This is a genomic window from Microbacterium shaanxiense (assembly GCF_054779995.1).
In genome coordinates this window covers 168,593-181,997 of record NZ_BAAGXE010000003.1, presented here as the reverse complement: position 1 = coordinate 181,997, position 13,405 = coordinate 168,593, and the positions used below count along the sequence as shown (strand labels likewise).

The 13,405-nt window shown below is 68.5% G+C and carries 13 protein-coding genes; 6 read left to right on the top strand and 7 right to left on the bottom strand.

The window, feature by feature from the left end; genetic code table 11:
• Positions 1–3 precede the first annotated feature (3 nt).
• From ACYVG2_RS10470 to ACYVG2_RS10450, 5 genes are all read left to right on the top strand, one after another.
• A complete protein-coding gene (locus ACYVG2_RS10470) occupies positions 4–1,827 on the top strand; it encodes a dipeptide/oligopeptide/nickel ABC transporter permease/ATP-binding protein (protein ID WP_460780913.1) in 1,824 nt (607 codons plus the stop codon).
• Positions 1,824–2,600 (top strand): ABC transporter ATP-binding protein, encoded by a 777-nt coding sequence (locus tag ACYVG2_RS10465; RefSeq protein WP_460780912.1) that lies wholly within the window; start codon positions 1,824–1,826, stop codon positions 2,598–2,600. The genes ACYVG2_RS10470 and ACYVG2_RS10465 overlap by 4 nt, the downstream gene beginning before the upstream one ends.
• Positions 2,601–2,747: 147 nt before the next feature.
• Positions 2,748–3,929, top strand: a complete 1,182-nt coding sequence (locus ACYVG2_RS10460) for a M20 metallopeptidase family protein (RefSeq protein WP_460780911.1) — start codon at positions 2,748–2,750, stop codon at positions 3,927–3,929.
• The gene (locus ACYVG2_RS10455; protein WP_460780910.1) at positions 3,926–5,020 is read left to right on the top strand and encodes a histidinol-phosphate transaminase; all 1,095 of its coding nucleotides are present in this window, start codon (positions 3,926–3,928) and stop codon (positions 5,018–5,020) included. Before ACYVG2_RS10460 ends, ACYVG2_RS10455 begins: the two co-directional genes overlap by 4 nt.
• A gap of 190 nt (positions 5,021–5,210) precedes the next feature.
• Positions 5,211–5,696 (top strand): FBP domain-containing protein, encoded by a 486-nt coding sequence (locus tag ACYVG2_RS10450; protein ID WP_460780909.1) that lies wholly within the window; start codon positions 5,211–5,213, stop codon positions 5,694–5,696.
• A gap of 12 nt (positions 5,697–5,708) precedes the next feature.
• On the opposite strand, the gene ACYVG2_RS10445 is transcribed toward ACYVG2_RS10450, so the two are convergent.
• From ACYVG2_RS10445 to ACYVG2_RS10425, 5 genes are all read right to left on the bottom strand, one after another.
• Complete coding sequence (locus ACYVG2_RS10445) at positions 5,709–6,923, bottom strand: kynureninase (protein ID WP_460780908.1); 1,215 nt, start codon at positions 6,921–6,923, stop codon at positions 5,709–5,711.
• Between the two features lies 1 nt (position 6,924).
• Positions 6,925–7,836: a hydrolase gene (locus tag ACYVG2_RS10440; RefSeq protein WP_460780907.1), complete on the bottom strand. Its 912-nt coding sequence runs from the start codon at positions 7,834–7,836 to the stop codon at positions 6,925–6,927.
• The gene (locus ACYVG2_RS10435) at positions 7,836–8,723 is read right to left on the bottom strand and encodes a tryptophan 2,3-dioxygenase (RefSeq protein ID WP_460780906.1); all 888 of its coding nucleotides are present in this window, start codon (positions 8,721–8,723) and stop codon (positions 7,836–7,838) included. The genes ACYVG2_RS10440 and ACYVG2_RS10435 overlap by 1 nt, the downstream gene beginning before the upstream one ends.
• A gap of 67 nt (positions 8,724–8,790) precedes the next feature.
• On the bottom strand, positions 8,791–9,876 hold the full coding sequence (locus tag ACYVG2_RS10430) for an alpha/beta hydrolase (protein WP_460780905.1): 1,086 nt from the start codon (positions 9,874–9,876) through the stop codon (positions 8,791–8,793).
• A 67-nt stretch (positions 9,877–9,943) separates the two neighbouring features.
• Positions 9,944–10,513, bottom strand: a complete 570-nt coding sequence (locus ACYVG2_RS10425) for a TetR/AcrR family transcriptional regulator (RefSeq protein ID WP_460780904.1) — start codon at positions 10,511–10,513, stop codon at positions 9,944–9,946.
• A gap of 116 nt (positions 10,514–10,629) precedes the next feature.
• Here ACYVG2_RS10425 and ACYVG2_RS10420 point away from each other — a divergent pair, with 116 nt between their 5' ends.
• Positions 10,630–11,340 (top strand): MBL fold metallo-hydrolase, encoded by a 711-nt coding sequence (locus tag ACYVG2_RS10420; RefSeq protein ID WP_460780903.1) that lies wholly within the window; start codon positions 10,630–10,632, stop codon positions 11,338–11,340.
• A gap of 20 nt (positions 11,341–11,360) precedes the next feature.
• Here the strand turns inward: ACYVG2_RS10420 and ACYVG2_RS10415 are convergent, their stop codons facing one another.
• Positions 11,361–11,930 (bottom strand): cysteine hydrolase family protein, encoded by a 570-nt coding sequence (locus ACYVG2_RS10415; protein ID WP_460780902.1) that lies wholly within the window; start codon positions 11,928–11,930, stop codon positions 11,361–11,363.
• Entirely contained in the window at positions 11,927–13,378 is a 1,452-nt protein-coding gene (locus ACYVG2_RS10410; protein WP_460780901.1) for a purine-cytosine permease family protein, read from the bottom strand. Before ACYVG2_RS10410 ends, ACYVG2_RS10415 begins: the two co-directional genes overlap by 4 nt.
• Positions 13,379–13,405 lie beyond the last annotated feature (27 nt).

The window sequence follows — 13,405 nt, the reverse complement described above, 5'->3', positions numbered from 1 at the left end:
GAGATGGCGACGATCATTCCCCGGAATCCGGCTGCCGGTTCCACCGGTTCGGCCTCGACGAGAACGCGGCGCAGGTCGCGCTGGCTCAGTGCGCCGGGCATCGCCGCGATGATCGGCATCGCGGTGCTGCTCGTGATCGCGGTCATCGGACCCGACGCGTGGATGACCGCGGCAACCGAACGCAACATCGCCGAGCGCTGGTCGGGTGCGAGCGCGCAGCATCCGTTCGGCACCGATGACATCGGACGCGACATCTTCGCCAGAGTCATGGTCGCGGCACGTCTGTCCCTGCTGCTGACGCTCGGCGCCACGGCGATGCTCATCGGAGGCGGCCTCATCATCGGGCTCACCGCCGCTATCCTGCCCAAGCACGCCAGGCGGGCGCTGATCTGGGTGATGGACATGCTGCTGGCGTTCCCCTGGCTGCTGCTGGTGCTGTTCTTCACGGTGATCTGGGACGCCTCGGCGACGGGAGCGATGCTGGCGATCGGGCTGGCCGGCATCCCGAGCATCACGCGCCTGGTGTACAACATGGCCTCCTCCGTCGCCGATCAGGACTACGTGCGCGCGGCACGGGTCGTCGGCGTCGGGCCGGTGGGCATCCTGTTCAAGCACGTGCTACCGAACATCGCGAACCCGCTGCTCGTGCAGTCCGCGGCATCCGCCAGCGTCACTCTGCTCGCCTTCGCGGGCCTCTCGTTCCTGGGCCTCGGTGTGCAGGCGCCGGAGTACGACTGGGGGCGACTGCTCAACGAAGGACTCGGGCACCTGTACACCAACCCGATGGCCGCGATCGGCCCCGGGATAGCGATCGTCTTCTCCGGACTCGTGTTCACGATGGTCGCCGAGGCCATCGCCGAGCAGCCGGGCGGGGGACTGCGGGCCGTCGCCAAGGCGAGCCGCGTGGCCGCCATGGCACGGGTCGCCTCTCGATCCGCGGCCGCAGTGCCGGGATCGCCGGCTGACGAGGACGCGCCTCTTGCCGAGGTCAAGGACCTGCACGTGTCCTATCCCGATCGCGATGGCCGTCCCGTAGAGCGCGTCCGCGGCGTGGATCTCAACGTGCGCTCGGGCGAGGTGGTCGGGATCGTCGGCGAGTCGGGCTCAGGCAAGTCGCTGACCGCGATGGCTCTGGCAGGACTCCTCGACGCCCCCGCGATCGTGGAGGCCGAGGTGCGCCGGTTCGACGGCGTCGACCTCTCCGCGAAGCTCACGGCAGCCGACCGGAAGCGGCTCGGCGTGGAGCTCGGCGTCATCTTCCAGGACCCGCTCACCTCGCTCAACCCCGCCCTCACGATCGGAAGGCAGCTGACCGAGGTCCCTCAGCAGCACCTGGGCATGAGCAGGGCGCAGGCGCGGGCTCGTGCCGTCGACGGGCTCGAGGCGGTCGGCATCCCGAAACCGTCCGAGCGACTCGGCGACTACCCGCACCAGTTCTCCGGAGGCATGCGGCAGCGGGCGATGATCGGCATGGCTCTGACGGGGCACCCGCGTCTGATCATCGCCGACGAGCCGACGACCGCCCTGGATGTCACGGTGCAGCGTCAGGTGCTCAGTGTGCTCCGCCGTGCGCAGCGCGCGACGGGTGCCGGCATCGTGTTCATCTCGCACGACATCGCGCTCGTGTCGGGATTCTGCGATCGGGTCGTCGTCATGAAGGACGGCGAGATCGTGGAGGAGCTGGATGCCGCGCGCATCAAGGAGCAGGCCACCCATCCGTACACGCGAGGGTTGATCGCGTGCCTGCCTGACATGAACTCGGATCGCACGCGGCCGCTGCCCGTCATCGGCGACCAGTCGAACGAGTACGCGGAGGTGACGGCGTGAACGCACTGGAGATCCAGGATCTGCAGGTCCGCTACGGTCGGCGGGAGGTCGTGTCGGGGGTGTCCCTCGAGGTGCCGGCCGGCCGCACCCTCGGGCTGGTGGGGGAGTCGGGGTCTGGCAAGTCAACGATCGCCAACGCCGCGGTCGGGCTGGCGCCGATACACTCCGGCGACATCCGCGTGCACGGCGTGAGCTCGGTCGGGCGTCGGCGCGAGGCGAGGACCGCTCGCCGCCGCATCCAGATGGTCTTCCAGGACCCGTTCTCCGCTCTCGATCCGAGGATGCCGATCGGCGAGTCCATCGCAGAAGGGCTGAGAGCGACGGGCCGGGAGCTCAGCCGGCCGGCCCGCCGCGATCGCGTCGCCGAGCTGCTGCGGCAGGTCGATCTCGACCCCGACAGGGCGGGAGAGCTGCCGAAGTCGTTCTCTGGCGGACAGCGTCAGCGGATCACGATCGCCAGGGCGCTCGCCGGCGATCCAGAGATCCTCATCGCCGACGAGGTCACCAGCGCTCTGGATGTCTCCGTGCAGTCGACGGTTCTGAATCTGCTGCGCGAGCTTCAGCAGCGGTTGGGCCTGACCATGCTCTTCATCTCGCACAACCTCGCGGTCGTGCGCTACGTCAGCGACGAGATCGCCGTGATGCGCGACGGTCGGATCGTCGAGCGCGGCGAGACCGAGTCGCTGCTGAGCGCGCCTTCCGAGGCGTACACCCAGGAGCTGCTGACCGCGGTGCCGATCCTCGGTCAGCGGATGGAGCTCGAGGACGTGTGAGCCCGGCGTGAGTCGTGGGCGCTGGACGAATCGTCCAGCGATGTCGGTCGTCCGTATGATCGGTGCACATTCTGCGGCGTCGTCGCCCTGAATACGCTCGGACCACCGGGACGCGGTTCCGGTGGCCGGCGAGAGGATGCAACTGCGATGACGCGATTCGAGGCGGATGCGAGAGCGCTGCAGGACAGCCTGATCGAGGTCAGGCGGGAGCTTCATCGAGTCGTCGAGCTCGGGCTCGACCTGCCGCGCACGCAGGAGGTCGTCCTGCGCGAGCTCTCCGACCTCGGGCTGGAGATCACGACCGGCACCGCGCTCACGTCGGTGACCGCGGTCCTCCGCGGCGGCCGTCCTGGGCCCGTCGTGCTGCTGCGGGCCGACATGGACGGTCTGCCGGTGCACGAGGCCACCGGCCTGGACTTCGCCTCGACGTCCGGCCGCATGCACGCGTGCGGGCACGACCTGCACATGGCGGGTCTTCTGGGAGCGGTGCGCCTGCTCGTCGCGCGCCGCGACGAACTCCCCGGCACCGTGGTCTTCATGTTCCAACCGGGCGAAGAGGGGCAGGCCGGCGGGCGGATCATGCTCGAGGAGGGCGTGCTGGATGCCGCGGGCGAACGCCCTGTCGCGGCCTACGCGATCCACGTCGAATGCACGCTCGAGCGCGGCCGGCTCGTCACCAGGCAGGGATCGATGATGGCCAGTGCGAGCGCGCTGCGCATGACGCTGCGCGGCACCGGCGGGCACGCCGCCTTCCCGCAGAACGGCATCGACCCCGTCCCCGTCGCCGCGCAGCTCATCCTCGCGGTGCAGACGTTCGCCGCACGCCGCCTGCCGGCCACCGACCAGGCGGTGATCTCGATCACCCGACTGAGCAGCGACTCGGCAGCGAGCAACGTGCTGGCGGTCGAGGTGCGACTGGAGGCGAACATCAGGACTCTCTCGAAGGCGACGCTGGAGACGGTGCGTGAGCAGCTGCCGCGCATGCTCGAGGGCATCGCCGCCGCGAACGGCTGCACCCTGGAGAGCGAGTTCATCTTCTCGTACCCGGTGACCTACAACGATCCCGCCGAGACCGCCTTCGTGATCGACGCCCTCGACGACCTGGTCGGTGCAGAACGCGTCACCCGCCTCGAGGCGCCGTCGATGGCTTCGGAGGACTTCGCGTACGTGCTCGAAGAGGTGCCTGGCACCCTCGTCTTCCTCGGTGCCGCACCGGACGAGGACTCCGGGCCGCTGCACTCCGAGCGCGCGGTGTTCGACGACTCGGTTCTCGGTCTGCAGGCATCCGTGCTGGCCGAACTCGCATGGCGGCGTCTGGAACGCGCATGATGCGCTCGTGGTCGACCGCGCCACCAGTGGCGGCGCGCGCACGGATCTCCGCGCGCTCGGCCTATCAGCAGGGCGCCCAGGCAGGACCGGACGCCTTCAAGCTCTCCAGCAACGAGAATCCGTTCGGACCGTTGCCGGGAGTCGTGGAAGCCGCGCACCGAGCCGTCTCGTTCAATCGCTACCCTGATGCGTCGGCGCCCCGGCTGCGCGCACGGATCGCCGAGCGCTTCGGCGTCGGGGGGGATGCTGTGCACGTCGCTGCGGGTTCCACGTCGCTGCTGCAGCAGTTCGCCGTGGCGCTGTGCGAGCCGGGCGATGAGCTGCTCTTCGCCTGGCGCTCCTTCGACGGCTACCCGTGGATGGCCGACGTCTCCGGTGCCGTCCCGGTCACGGTGGCGCTGGATGCGGACGAGGGTCACGACCTCGACGCCATGGCGGACGCCATCACCGACCGCACGCGGATCGTCGTCGTGTGCAGCCCCAACAACCCCTCGGGAACAGCGGTGACCCAGGCGGCGTTCGACGCGTTCCTCGCGCGGGTGCCGACCGGTGTGCTCGTTCTGCTCGACGAGGCCTACGCCGAGTTCGTGACGGATGACGGCGTCGTCGACGGACGACGCGTCATCGCCGCGGGCCACGAGAACGTGGTCGTGCTGCGCACGTTCTCCAAGGCGTACGGACTGGCGGGCCTGCGGGTGGGCTACGCCGTCGGGCATCCCGCAGTGCTCGAGGCCGCACGCATCGCCGGCATCCCGCTCTCGGTGACCGCCCAGGGCGAGGAGGCGGCCCTGGCCAGCCTCGACGCCGAGCCCTCCCTGCTCGAGCGGGTGCGCGTGATCACCGAGCGGCGCGACCGGCTCGCGCGGATGCTCTGTGAAGACGGATGGTCGATCCCGCGATCGCAGGCGAACTTCGTGTGGCTGCCCACCGGCGCCGGCACTGCCGCGGCGCTGGCGGCATTCGCGGATGCGGGGCTGATCGTCCGTGCGTACGGTGCGGACGGCATCCGCATCACGGTCGGCGAGGAGGAATCCCTCGAGCCGGTCATCCGGGTCGCGGCCTCCCTCGCCTCGATCGTCGAGCGGGTGTAAACTCGCCGGGTGCTGTTCTCGATGTGCGCCCTGAGGGCGCGGAAGGCGGTTGCAGGCGCGTCGAGCGCCGGCGGCAGAGGCTGAGTGCGAGCCGGAGGCGGAACCCCCGTCGCCGGTGACTCGTCATACCCGGCATCCATCTGACGGATGCTGTGACCTTCTCACCTCACATCAGAAAGCAGTTCTTCCCATGCGTCCCATCGACGAGCGCGCCATCCGCGCCTCTTTCATCAACGCCTCCCGCAAAGAGGTCTCCTCCGTGTCGCTGCCTCAGGGCTTCGCCGAGGTCGACTTCGACAAGATCGACTACCTCGGCTGGTCCGACCCGAAGTTCCCGCGGCGTGCCTACGTCATCGCCGAGGTCGACGACACCCTCACCGGTGTGCTGCTGCAGCGCGCCGAGCAGCGCGTGCTCTCGCGAGCGCAGTGCTCGTGGTGCGAAGACGTCACCCTGCGCAATGACGTGCAGCTGTACTCGGCCCGCAAGGCCGGGGCCGCCGGGCGCAAGGGCGACACGATCGGCACTCTGGTCTGCGCGGAGTTCGGCTGCTCGCACAACGTGCGACGCCTTCCGCCGCTCGCCTACGAGGGGTACGACCGCGAGACGGCGCGCGACCTGCGCATCCTGCGGATGCAGGAGAACGTGACGGCGTTCCTGCGGGGCGTCGCGGACTGACCGCTCGCGCGTTCAGGGTTCCAGCGCGTCGCGTACGGCCCGCACGCCGCTGAGCACCTCCGCATGCGAGGTGCTCAGCGGCGACAGGCCGAGGCGGATGCCGTCGGGAAAACGGAAGTCGGGGATCACGCCGTCGGCCCACAGCGTCGCGGTCACCCTGGCGAAGTCCGGATGCCCGATCGTCACGTGGCCGCCGCGCCCATCGGCGTCGCGCGGGCTCAGCAGGCGCACCCCGAGCGGCACGAGAAGCTCATCGAACGCCCGCACGGCGAAGTCGGTGAGGGTCTTCGACTTCTCACGAACGGCGTCGATCGTCGCGGCTTCGATCAGGTCGAGCATGCCCTGCATCGCCAGCATCCCGAGCACCGGCGGCGTACCGCTGATGAACTGCCGGATGCCGTCCGACGGTGCATAGGCGGACGCCATCGCGAACACGTCGCCCGCGCCCATCCAGCCCTGGATGGGCTGGCGCACCGTGCCGTGATGTCGCGCGTTCACATACGCGAAGGCGGGGGAGCCCGGCCCGCCGTTGAGGTACTTGTACGTGCAGCCGACCGCGAGGTCGACGTCGCAGGCATCGAGCTCGATAGGGATCACTCCGGCCGAGTGGCATAGGTCCCACAGCATCAGCGCGCCCGCCTCATGCGCGGCATCCGTGATCGCCCTCATGTCGGCCAGTGCGCCCGAGCGGTAGTCGACGTGGCTGAGCACGACGAGCGCGGTCTGCTCCGACACCGCTGCTGCGACGTCCTCGGCCTGCACGCCGTGGACAGGGTCTGCGGTGAGCCAGCGCACCGTCATCCCGCGCTCGGCGGCGATGCCCTCCGCCACGAACCGGTCGGTGGGGAAGTTCCCCTCCTCGATGAGGATCTCCGAACGGTGTGGAAGAGCCGCCACGGCGGCCCGCATGAGCTTGTAGAGCAGCACGGTCGTCGAGTCGGCGACGACCGTCTGGCCGGGCGCGGCACCGATCGTGATCCGGCCGATGCGGTCGCCGAGCTCGGTCGGCAGGTCCATCCACTGCTCGTCCCACGAGCGGATGAGGCGCGTGCCCCAGTCCTCGCGCACGAATGCGGCCAGTTGCTCGGGCAGCGATCGCAGCGGCCGGCCGAGAGAGTTGCCGTCGAGGTAGGCGCTGACGCCCCGTGCCTCGACGAAGGCATCCAGATGCGTGGCGAGCGGGTCGCGAGCGTCGAGGCTTCGGGCTTCGGCGAGCAGATCGGTCATGTCAGGCCTCCAGATCGGCGGGGGTGAGCGGGCGCGCGAGGAGAGGATCGAGCACGCCGCCGGGAACGAACAGCTGCCGAGACTCGACCGGGCTGAGTGCTCGGATCAGATCGTCGCCGTCGATACCCGCCTCGCGGAGCGCGCGGATCTCCCGCGGGTGCAGGCCGACGGCGGCCGGGCCGTTGCCGAGGTCCGTCCCGTAGAGCACCGTGCCGCCCGCAGCGTGAAAACGGCGTACGTTATCGACCGCAGTCGCGTAGGTCGGACCCGAGTGGATGGCCAGCGTCGAGATCCATTGCACGGATGCCGCCTGCGCCTCGATATCGTCGTCGGACAGGCGCTCCGAGAACGGCGCATGCGCGAGCAGGGTCGCCCCGAGGGCGGCGGCGCGTTGCGCCTCGCCGGGGCCTTCGGCGTGCGCGATGACCGGGAGGCCCGCGTCGGAGGCGAGTTCGACGATGCGTGCGAACATCTGGTCGGAGAACACCGACCCGGCGAAGCTGTTGCTGGCGATCTTGATGCAGACGGCGCCGGCGTCCTTCATCTCGGTGATGGCGGCTGCCGCGGCATCCGCATCTGCGATCTCGCGCACCGAGCCTTCCGGCGCCCAGGGGCGGGTGGACGGGTAGCCGCCCGGCGGCGTGAGGAACGCTCCGGCGAACGCGACCTCGACACCGAGATCGGTTCGCAACTCCTCAAAGAATGCAGAGTCATGGCCAGGATCGCCCTCGGTGGCAGGTGTTCGCGTTGACATCGAGGAGTTGTGAACGCGTGCGAGCACTGCCGGGTTGCCGCCGAGATCGACGACGCGCCCCAGCACGGACGACGCCAGTTGAGATGTGTCGACGAGCTGCAGGTGCACGTGGTGGTCCGTGAAACCACCGACGACGAATCCTCCGTCGACGCGCCGCATCACGCCCCGATCTCGGTGCGCACCGTGTAGAGCTCGGGGAAGAAGGTCAGCTCCAGTGCGCGCTGCAGGAACCCCACGCCGCTCGAGCCGCCGGTGCCGGGCTTCATCCCGATCGTGCGCGTGACGGTCTTCAGATGCCGGAAGCGCCAGAACTGGAAGTTGTCCTCGAGGTCGACCAGGTCTTCGCACGCCTCGTAGAGGTCCCAGTAGGTCTGCGGGTTCTCGTAGATCTCGCGGATCGCCGGCACGAGCGATGGGTGCGGGCGGTACGGCTCGCGCACGTCGCGCTCGAGGATCTCGGTCGGGATCGGCAGCCCCCGGCGGGCGGCGAAGCGCAGGAACTCGTCGTACAGCGTCGGTCGCTCGAACTCGGTCGTCAGCATCGCGAGGTTCGCCGGGTGATCGCGGAAGACCTGCAGCATCCGCTCGTTCTTGTTGCCCAGCGCGAACTCCACCGCCCGGTACTGCACGGACTGGAAGCCGGACGAGTTGCCCAGTGCCCCGCGGAACTGCGCGTATTCGGTCGGCGTGAGCGTCGCCAGCACCGACCACTGCTGGGTCATCACGTCCTGGATGCGCTTGACCCGCGCGACCCGTTTCAGCGCCTCGCGCAGGTCGTCGCTCGCGAGCAGGGTTCGCGCCGAGCTCAGCTCGTGCAGCAGCTGCTTCAGCCAGAGTTCGGTGGTCTGGTGCTGGATGATGAACAGCAGTTCGTCGTGATGCTCCGGAGTGCTGACCGGATGCTGCGCGTTCAGCAGCTCGTCCAGTCCGAGGTACGACCCGTACGTCATTCGTCCCGTCAGATCGGTGACGATCGTGTCCTCCAGGGGCCTCTCGTTCCCGCGGGGATCGGTGTTGCCTGCGGAGTCGATCGAGTCTGTGCCCATGATCCCCGAGGATATCCCGAACGATCGGTCAGGCGTCAGTGCCGGGTGCGCATCGGCATGGTCGGACTCACGGCTGCGTGGTGTGCGCGTCCAGGAAGTCGATCGTCTTCTGCAGGGCGGTCTGCGCATCGGGCATGTCGAGGTGGAACTGATACTCGTGCGGAAGCTGCGGCTCGTGCGGCGCAGGCCAGAACAGCGTCGTCACGTCGACGCCGAGCTCGTTCAGCCGGTCGGCCATCGGAATCGACTGCAGCCAGGTGAGCCCATCGCCGTTGCCGCCGGAGATGTAGGTGGTGGGGAAGTCTTCGGTGACCCAGTTCACGGTCGACATCGTCGCGCCAGAAGAGTCCTCGGCCCAGGTCTTGGTCCCGGCATAGGCCCACATCGACGACTTGAAGCCCCAGCCGACGATGCCGTCGAGCTGGGCGAGGGCGGCGAGGTCGTAGACGCCGCAGTTCAGCACGGTGGCGACGACCTGGTCGGCCGACATCTTCGGGGTGATGTCCATGATCGTGGCGTACTCGGGGTTCGTGATGAGCGTCGCCATCTGGCTGGCCAGCTGGCCGCCGGCGGAGTCGCCCGCGAGCACGATCTGGGTGGGGTCGACGCCCAGGTCCGCGGCGTGCTCGTCGATGTATCCGAGAGCGTCGTTGATCTGATGCACGGCCTTCGGGTAGAAGCCCTCCGGCCCGAGCGTGTAGTTCACGGCGATGGTCGTGTACCCCTCTGCGGCGAGGATGCGCATGTACGGGTCGACGTTCTCCTTCGATCCCGAGATCCATGCTCCGCCGTGGATCCACACGATCGTGGGCAGCGGGCCGGTGGCGGATGCCGGAGTGAAGACGTCCATCGTCGTGTCGACGCCCTCATCGGCATACGCGACATCGAGTGTCTCGGTGAGCTTCGTGTCGGGGACGTGCTTGTCCATCTCGGCGGCGGTGGCGTCTCCGCCCTGCGTGAAGACGGCGCGGATCACCATGGCGGACGGCCACGGGGTGATCGCCCCGATGATCGCGACCACCAGTGCGACGGCAATGATGATGGCGAGGGTGACTCGGGTCTTGAACCAGCGGCGATGCGCCTTCTTCGGGCGGTCGTCGCCGTCGTGGGTGCGGTCTTCGTGCGCGTCGTTCGCAGGCGCGGTCGTGGTCATGGGGATCCCCTCCACGGCTCAGTGTGGCAGAAACTGCGACCCGAACAGCGGAGCCGAACCGCGGTGCTCAGCCGTCGACGCCTGCCAGCAGGTGACGCAGGCCGTAGTCGAACGCCTGATCGACGTCGCCGCCGAGCCTGAACGCGCCCGCGAGCTCCATCTGCAGGAATCCGGTCAGCCATGCCGTGAAGAGGCGGGCGGCATCGAGGGCGTCGTCTTCGCCGACGAGCGCGGCGCTCGCGCGCAGCACCGGTCCGGCCGCGCGATCGAGCGACACCAGCGGAGCAGATGCGGTGAACATCAGCCGGAATCCCTCCGGATGCGCGTGTGCGAAGGCGCGGTAGGTCGTGGCCAGCCCCGTCAGCAGCTCGGGTGTCACGTCGGGCCTTGTCCCGTTCGCGCCGGGTGCGCTGCGCTCGACCCGTTCGAGTTCGATCGAAAGATCGTCGATGACGGATGCGGTGACGGCGGCGATCAGTGCTTCCCTGTCCCTCACCCGTTTGTACAGCGAGGGCGCCCGCACGCCGACGCGCTCCGCGATGGCCTGCATCGTGAGTCCGGACAGGCCTGCGGACTCGAGGATCTCGCGTCCCGCAGCGATGATCGCCGCGGTCGAAGTGCGTTCTGGCGTCGGCATGGCGGTTCTCCGGTCGTGTGTCACTGTGTGGTGCATCCGAGGCTATTGACATTAGCCATGATAGCTACGTAGTGTAGCCAACGCAAGATCATCCACACGGATCGGTAGGACACATCATGAAGCTGGCACCGCACCTGCATCGCCTGGGCAACGACATCGTTGCCTCGTACTTGATCGACGCCCCGCAGGGCGTCACGCTGATCGACGCGGGGATGCCTGGTCACTGGCGTGATCTGCAGAATGAGATGGCGAGTCTCGGCCGACCGCTCTCCGACATCAGAGGCCTCATCCTCACGCACGGTGACAGCGACCACATCGGCTTCGCCGAACGGTTGCGCGCCGAGTACGGCGTTCCCGTCTTCGTGCACGCGGCCGATGCCGAGCGCACACGGACGGGGGAGAAGCCGAAGACGCCGATGGGTCCGTCGAAACTCGGACCGATGCTGGGGTTCTTCGCCTACGGCATCCGCAAGAGCGCGTTGCGGCCGATCTACGTGAAGGAGGTGTCGGAGGTGTCCGACGCCGACGTGCTCGACCTGCCTGGCGCGCCCGTGATCATCGGGCTGCCGGGGCACTCACCCGGCAGCATCGCGGTGCACGTCCCGATGGCGGATGCCGTGTTCGTCGGCGACGCGCTCACCACCCGGCACGTGCTCACCGGTGCGCAGCATCCGCAGCCCGCGCCGTTCACCGACGAGCCCGCCCAGGCGGACGCATCCCTCGACCGGCTCGCCGAGGTCACGGCATCCTGGGTGCTGCCCGGCCATGGTGCGCCCTGGCACGGTTCGCCGGCCGACATCGTCGCGGCCGTCCGGTCCGCGCGCTGAGCAGCCGCCGAGTGGAGGGCTCAGCGCGCGGCGAGCACTTCGGCGGTCGTCGACATCGTGATCTGCGGCGGATACAGGCCCATCACCGCGAGCGCCGCGGCGTGATTCTCGGCCGTCGAACCGGCGCAGGCATCGGCGACGACCGTGACGCGCGCGCCGGCGTCAGCGGCGGCCAGCGCCGTCGAGATCACGCAGCAGTCGGTCGAGACGCCGGCGATCACGACGGATGCACCGCGCCCGACGATCTGCTCGATGTCCGCTCCCCATTTTCCGAAGGTCGGCAGGTCGAGGGTGCGGCGGCTCGAGAGACCGGTTGCATCCGGAACCAGGTCGAACAGCGGATCGGTCGGCGGCTGGTCGGCGAACGGCCACGCCGCGAAGTACTCGCCCCATGACGTCGAGCGGTCGGCCGTCGGCATCCATCTGGTGACGAGCACGCGCTCGCCGAAAGCATCCGCCAGCGCACGGATGCGCGGCATCGTCTCGCCGAAGAACGGCGACCCCCAGGCGGAGTCGGGCGACGCGAAGATGTTCTGCGGGTCGATGACGACGAGCCAGGTGCCGCTCGGTGAGTCTGCGGAGAGGCTCACGCCTGCTCCTGCCGACGGATCTTCCCCGCCCGCGCGAAGTAGGTGACCACGAACGAGATCACCAGGGCGAAGAACACGCCGAGGTTGGCGTAGGCGAAGTCGCCGTCAGCGCCGCCGACGAGGAACAGGAGGTAGCCCTGCCAGTTGTTCCACGGTGCGGCTTCGGCGAAGTTGTTGAGCACCAGACCCCATCCGATCACGCTGGTGACCACCATGGTGATGATCGAGGTCCAGTCCCACGCGCCGTAGCGGCCGTTCGAATCGAACAGCGCCTCGTCGTCGTAGTCCTTCTTCCGCCGAAGGATGTCGGCGATGAGGATGCCTGCCCATGACGCCAGCGGCACGCCGAGGGTGATGAGGAAGCTCTGGAACGGACCGAGGAAGTCTGTCGCGAAGAACACGACGAAGATCGTGCCGATCGTGAGGATGATGCCGTCGATCGCAGCCGCCGAAGGACGGGGGATGCGGATGCCGAGGCTCAGCAGCGTGAGCCCGGACGAATAGATGCCGAGCACGGCGCCCGAGACGAGCGCGAGCACCGCAGTGAGCAGGAAGGGCACGAGCACCCAGATCGGCAGGATCGTCGCGAGGGCTCCGACCGGATCGGCGGCGATCGCGTTCAGCAGGTCCTCATCCGACGCTCCGAGCAGCAGACCGAACACCACGAGGATCACTGGTGCGACCGATCCGCCGACGGTGTTCCAGAACACGATCGCACCGTCGGAGGTGGTGCGCTTCTGGTAGCGCGACCAGTCCGCGGCGATGTTGATCCAGCCGAGACCGAACCCGGTCATCACCATGACGAGGGCACCGATGAGCTGGCCGATGGTGCCGTCGGGGCGCGACAGCACGGCGCCGAAGTCGATGTGCGAGAACGCGAGGATCACGTAGAGGACCGTCACGATGCCGGTGATCCAGGTGAGAACCGACTGCAGCTTCATGATCGTGTGATAGCCGAGAACGGATGCCACGACGATGAGCGCGGCGACGATCACGGTCGCGATGATCCGCAGCGCGATGCTCTCGCCGTCGCCGCCGAGCTGCGTGATGACGGTCGCGGTGGCGAGCACGGCCAGGATCGCGAGGAACGTCTCCCAGCCGATCGAGGTCAGCCACGAGATGATTCCGGGCACCTTCTGCCCCTGCACGCCGAACGCGGCACGGGAGAGCACCATGGTCGGCGCGGAGCCGCGCTTTCCGGCGATCGCGATGAGGCCGCAGAGCAGGAACGACACCACGATGCCGATGATCGAGACGATCGTCGCCTGCCAGAACGAGATGCCGAAGCCGAGCACGAACGATCCGTACGACATGCCGAACACCGACACGTTCGCGGCGAACCAGGGCCAGAACAGGTCACGCGGCTTCGCGGTGCGCTCCGACTCGGGGATGATCTCGATGCCGGCCCGCTCGATCAGCGCGGGCGCCGCTGCAATCTTCTCTGACATGACCCCATATTGGCACTGCGCCGATAC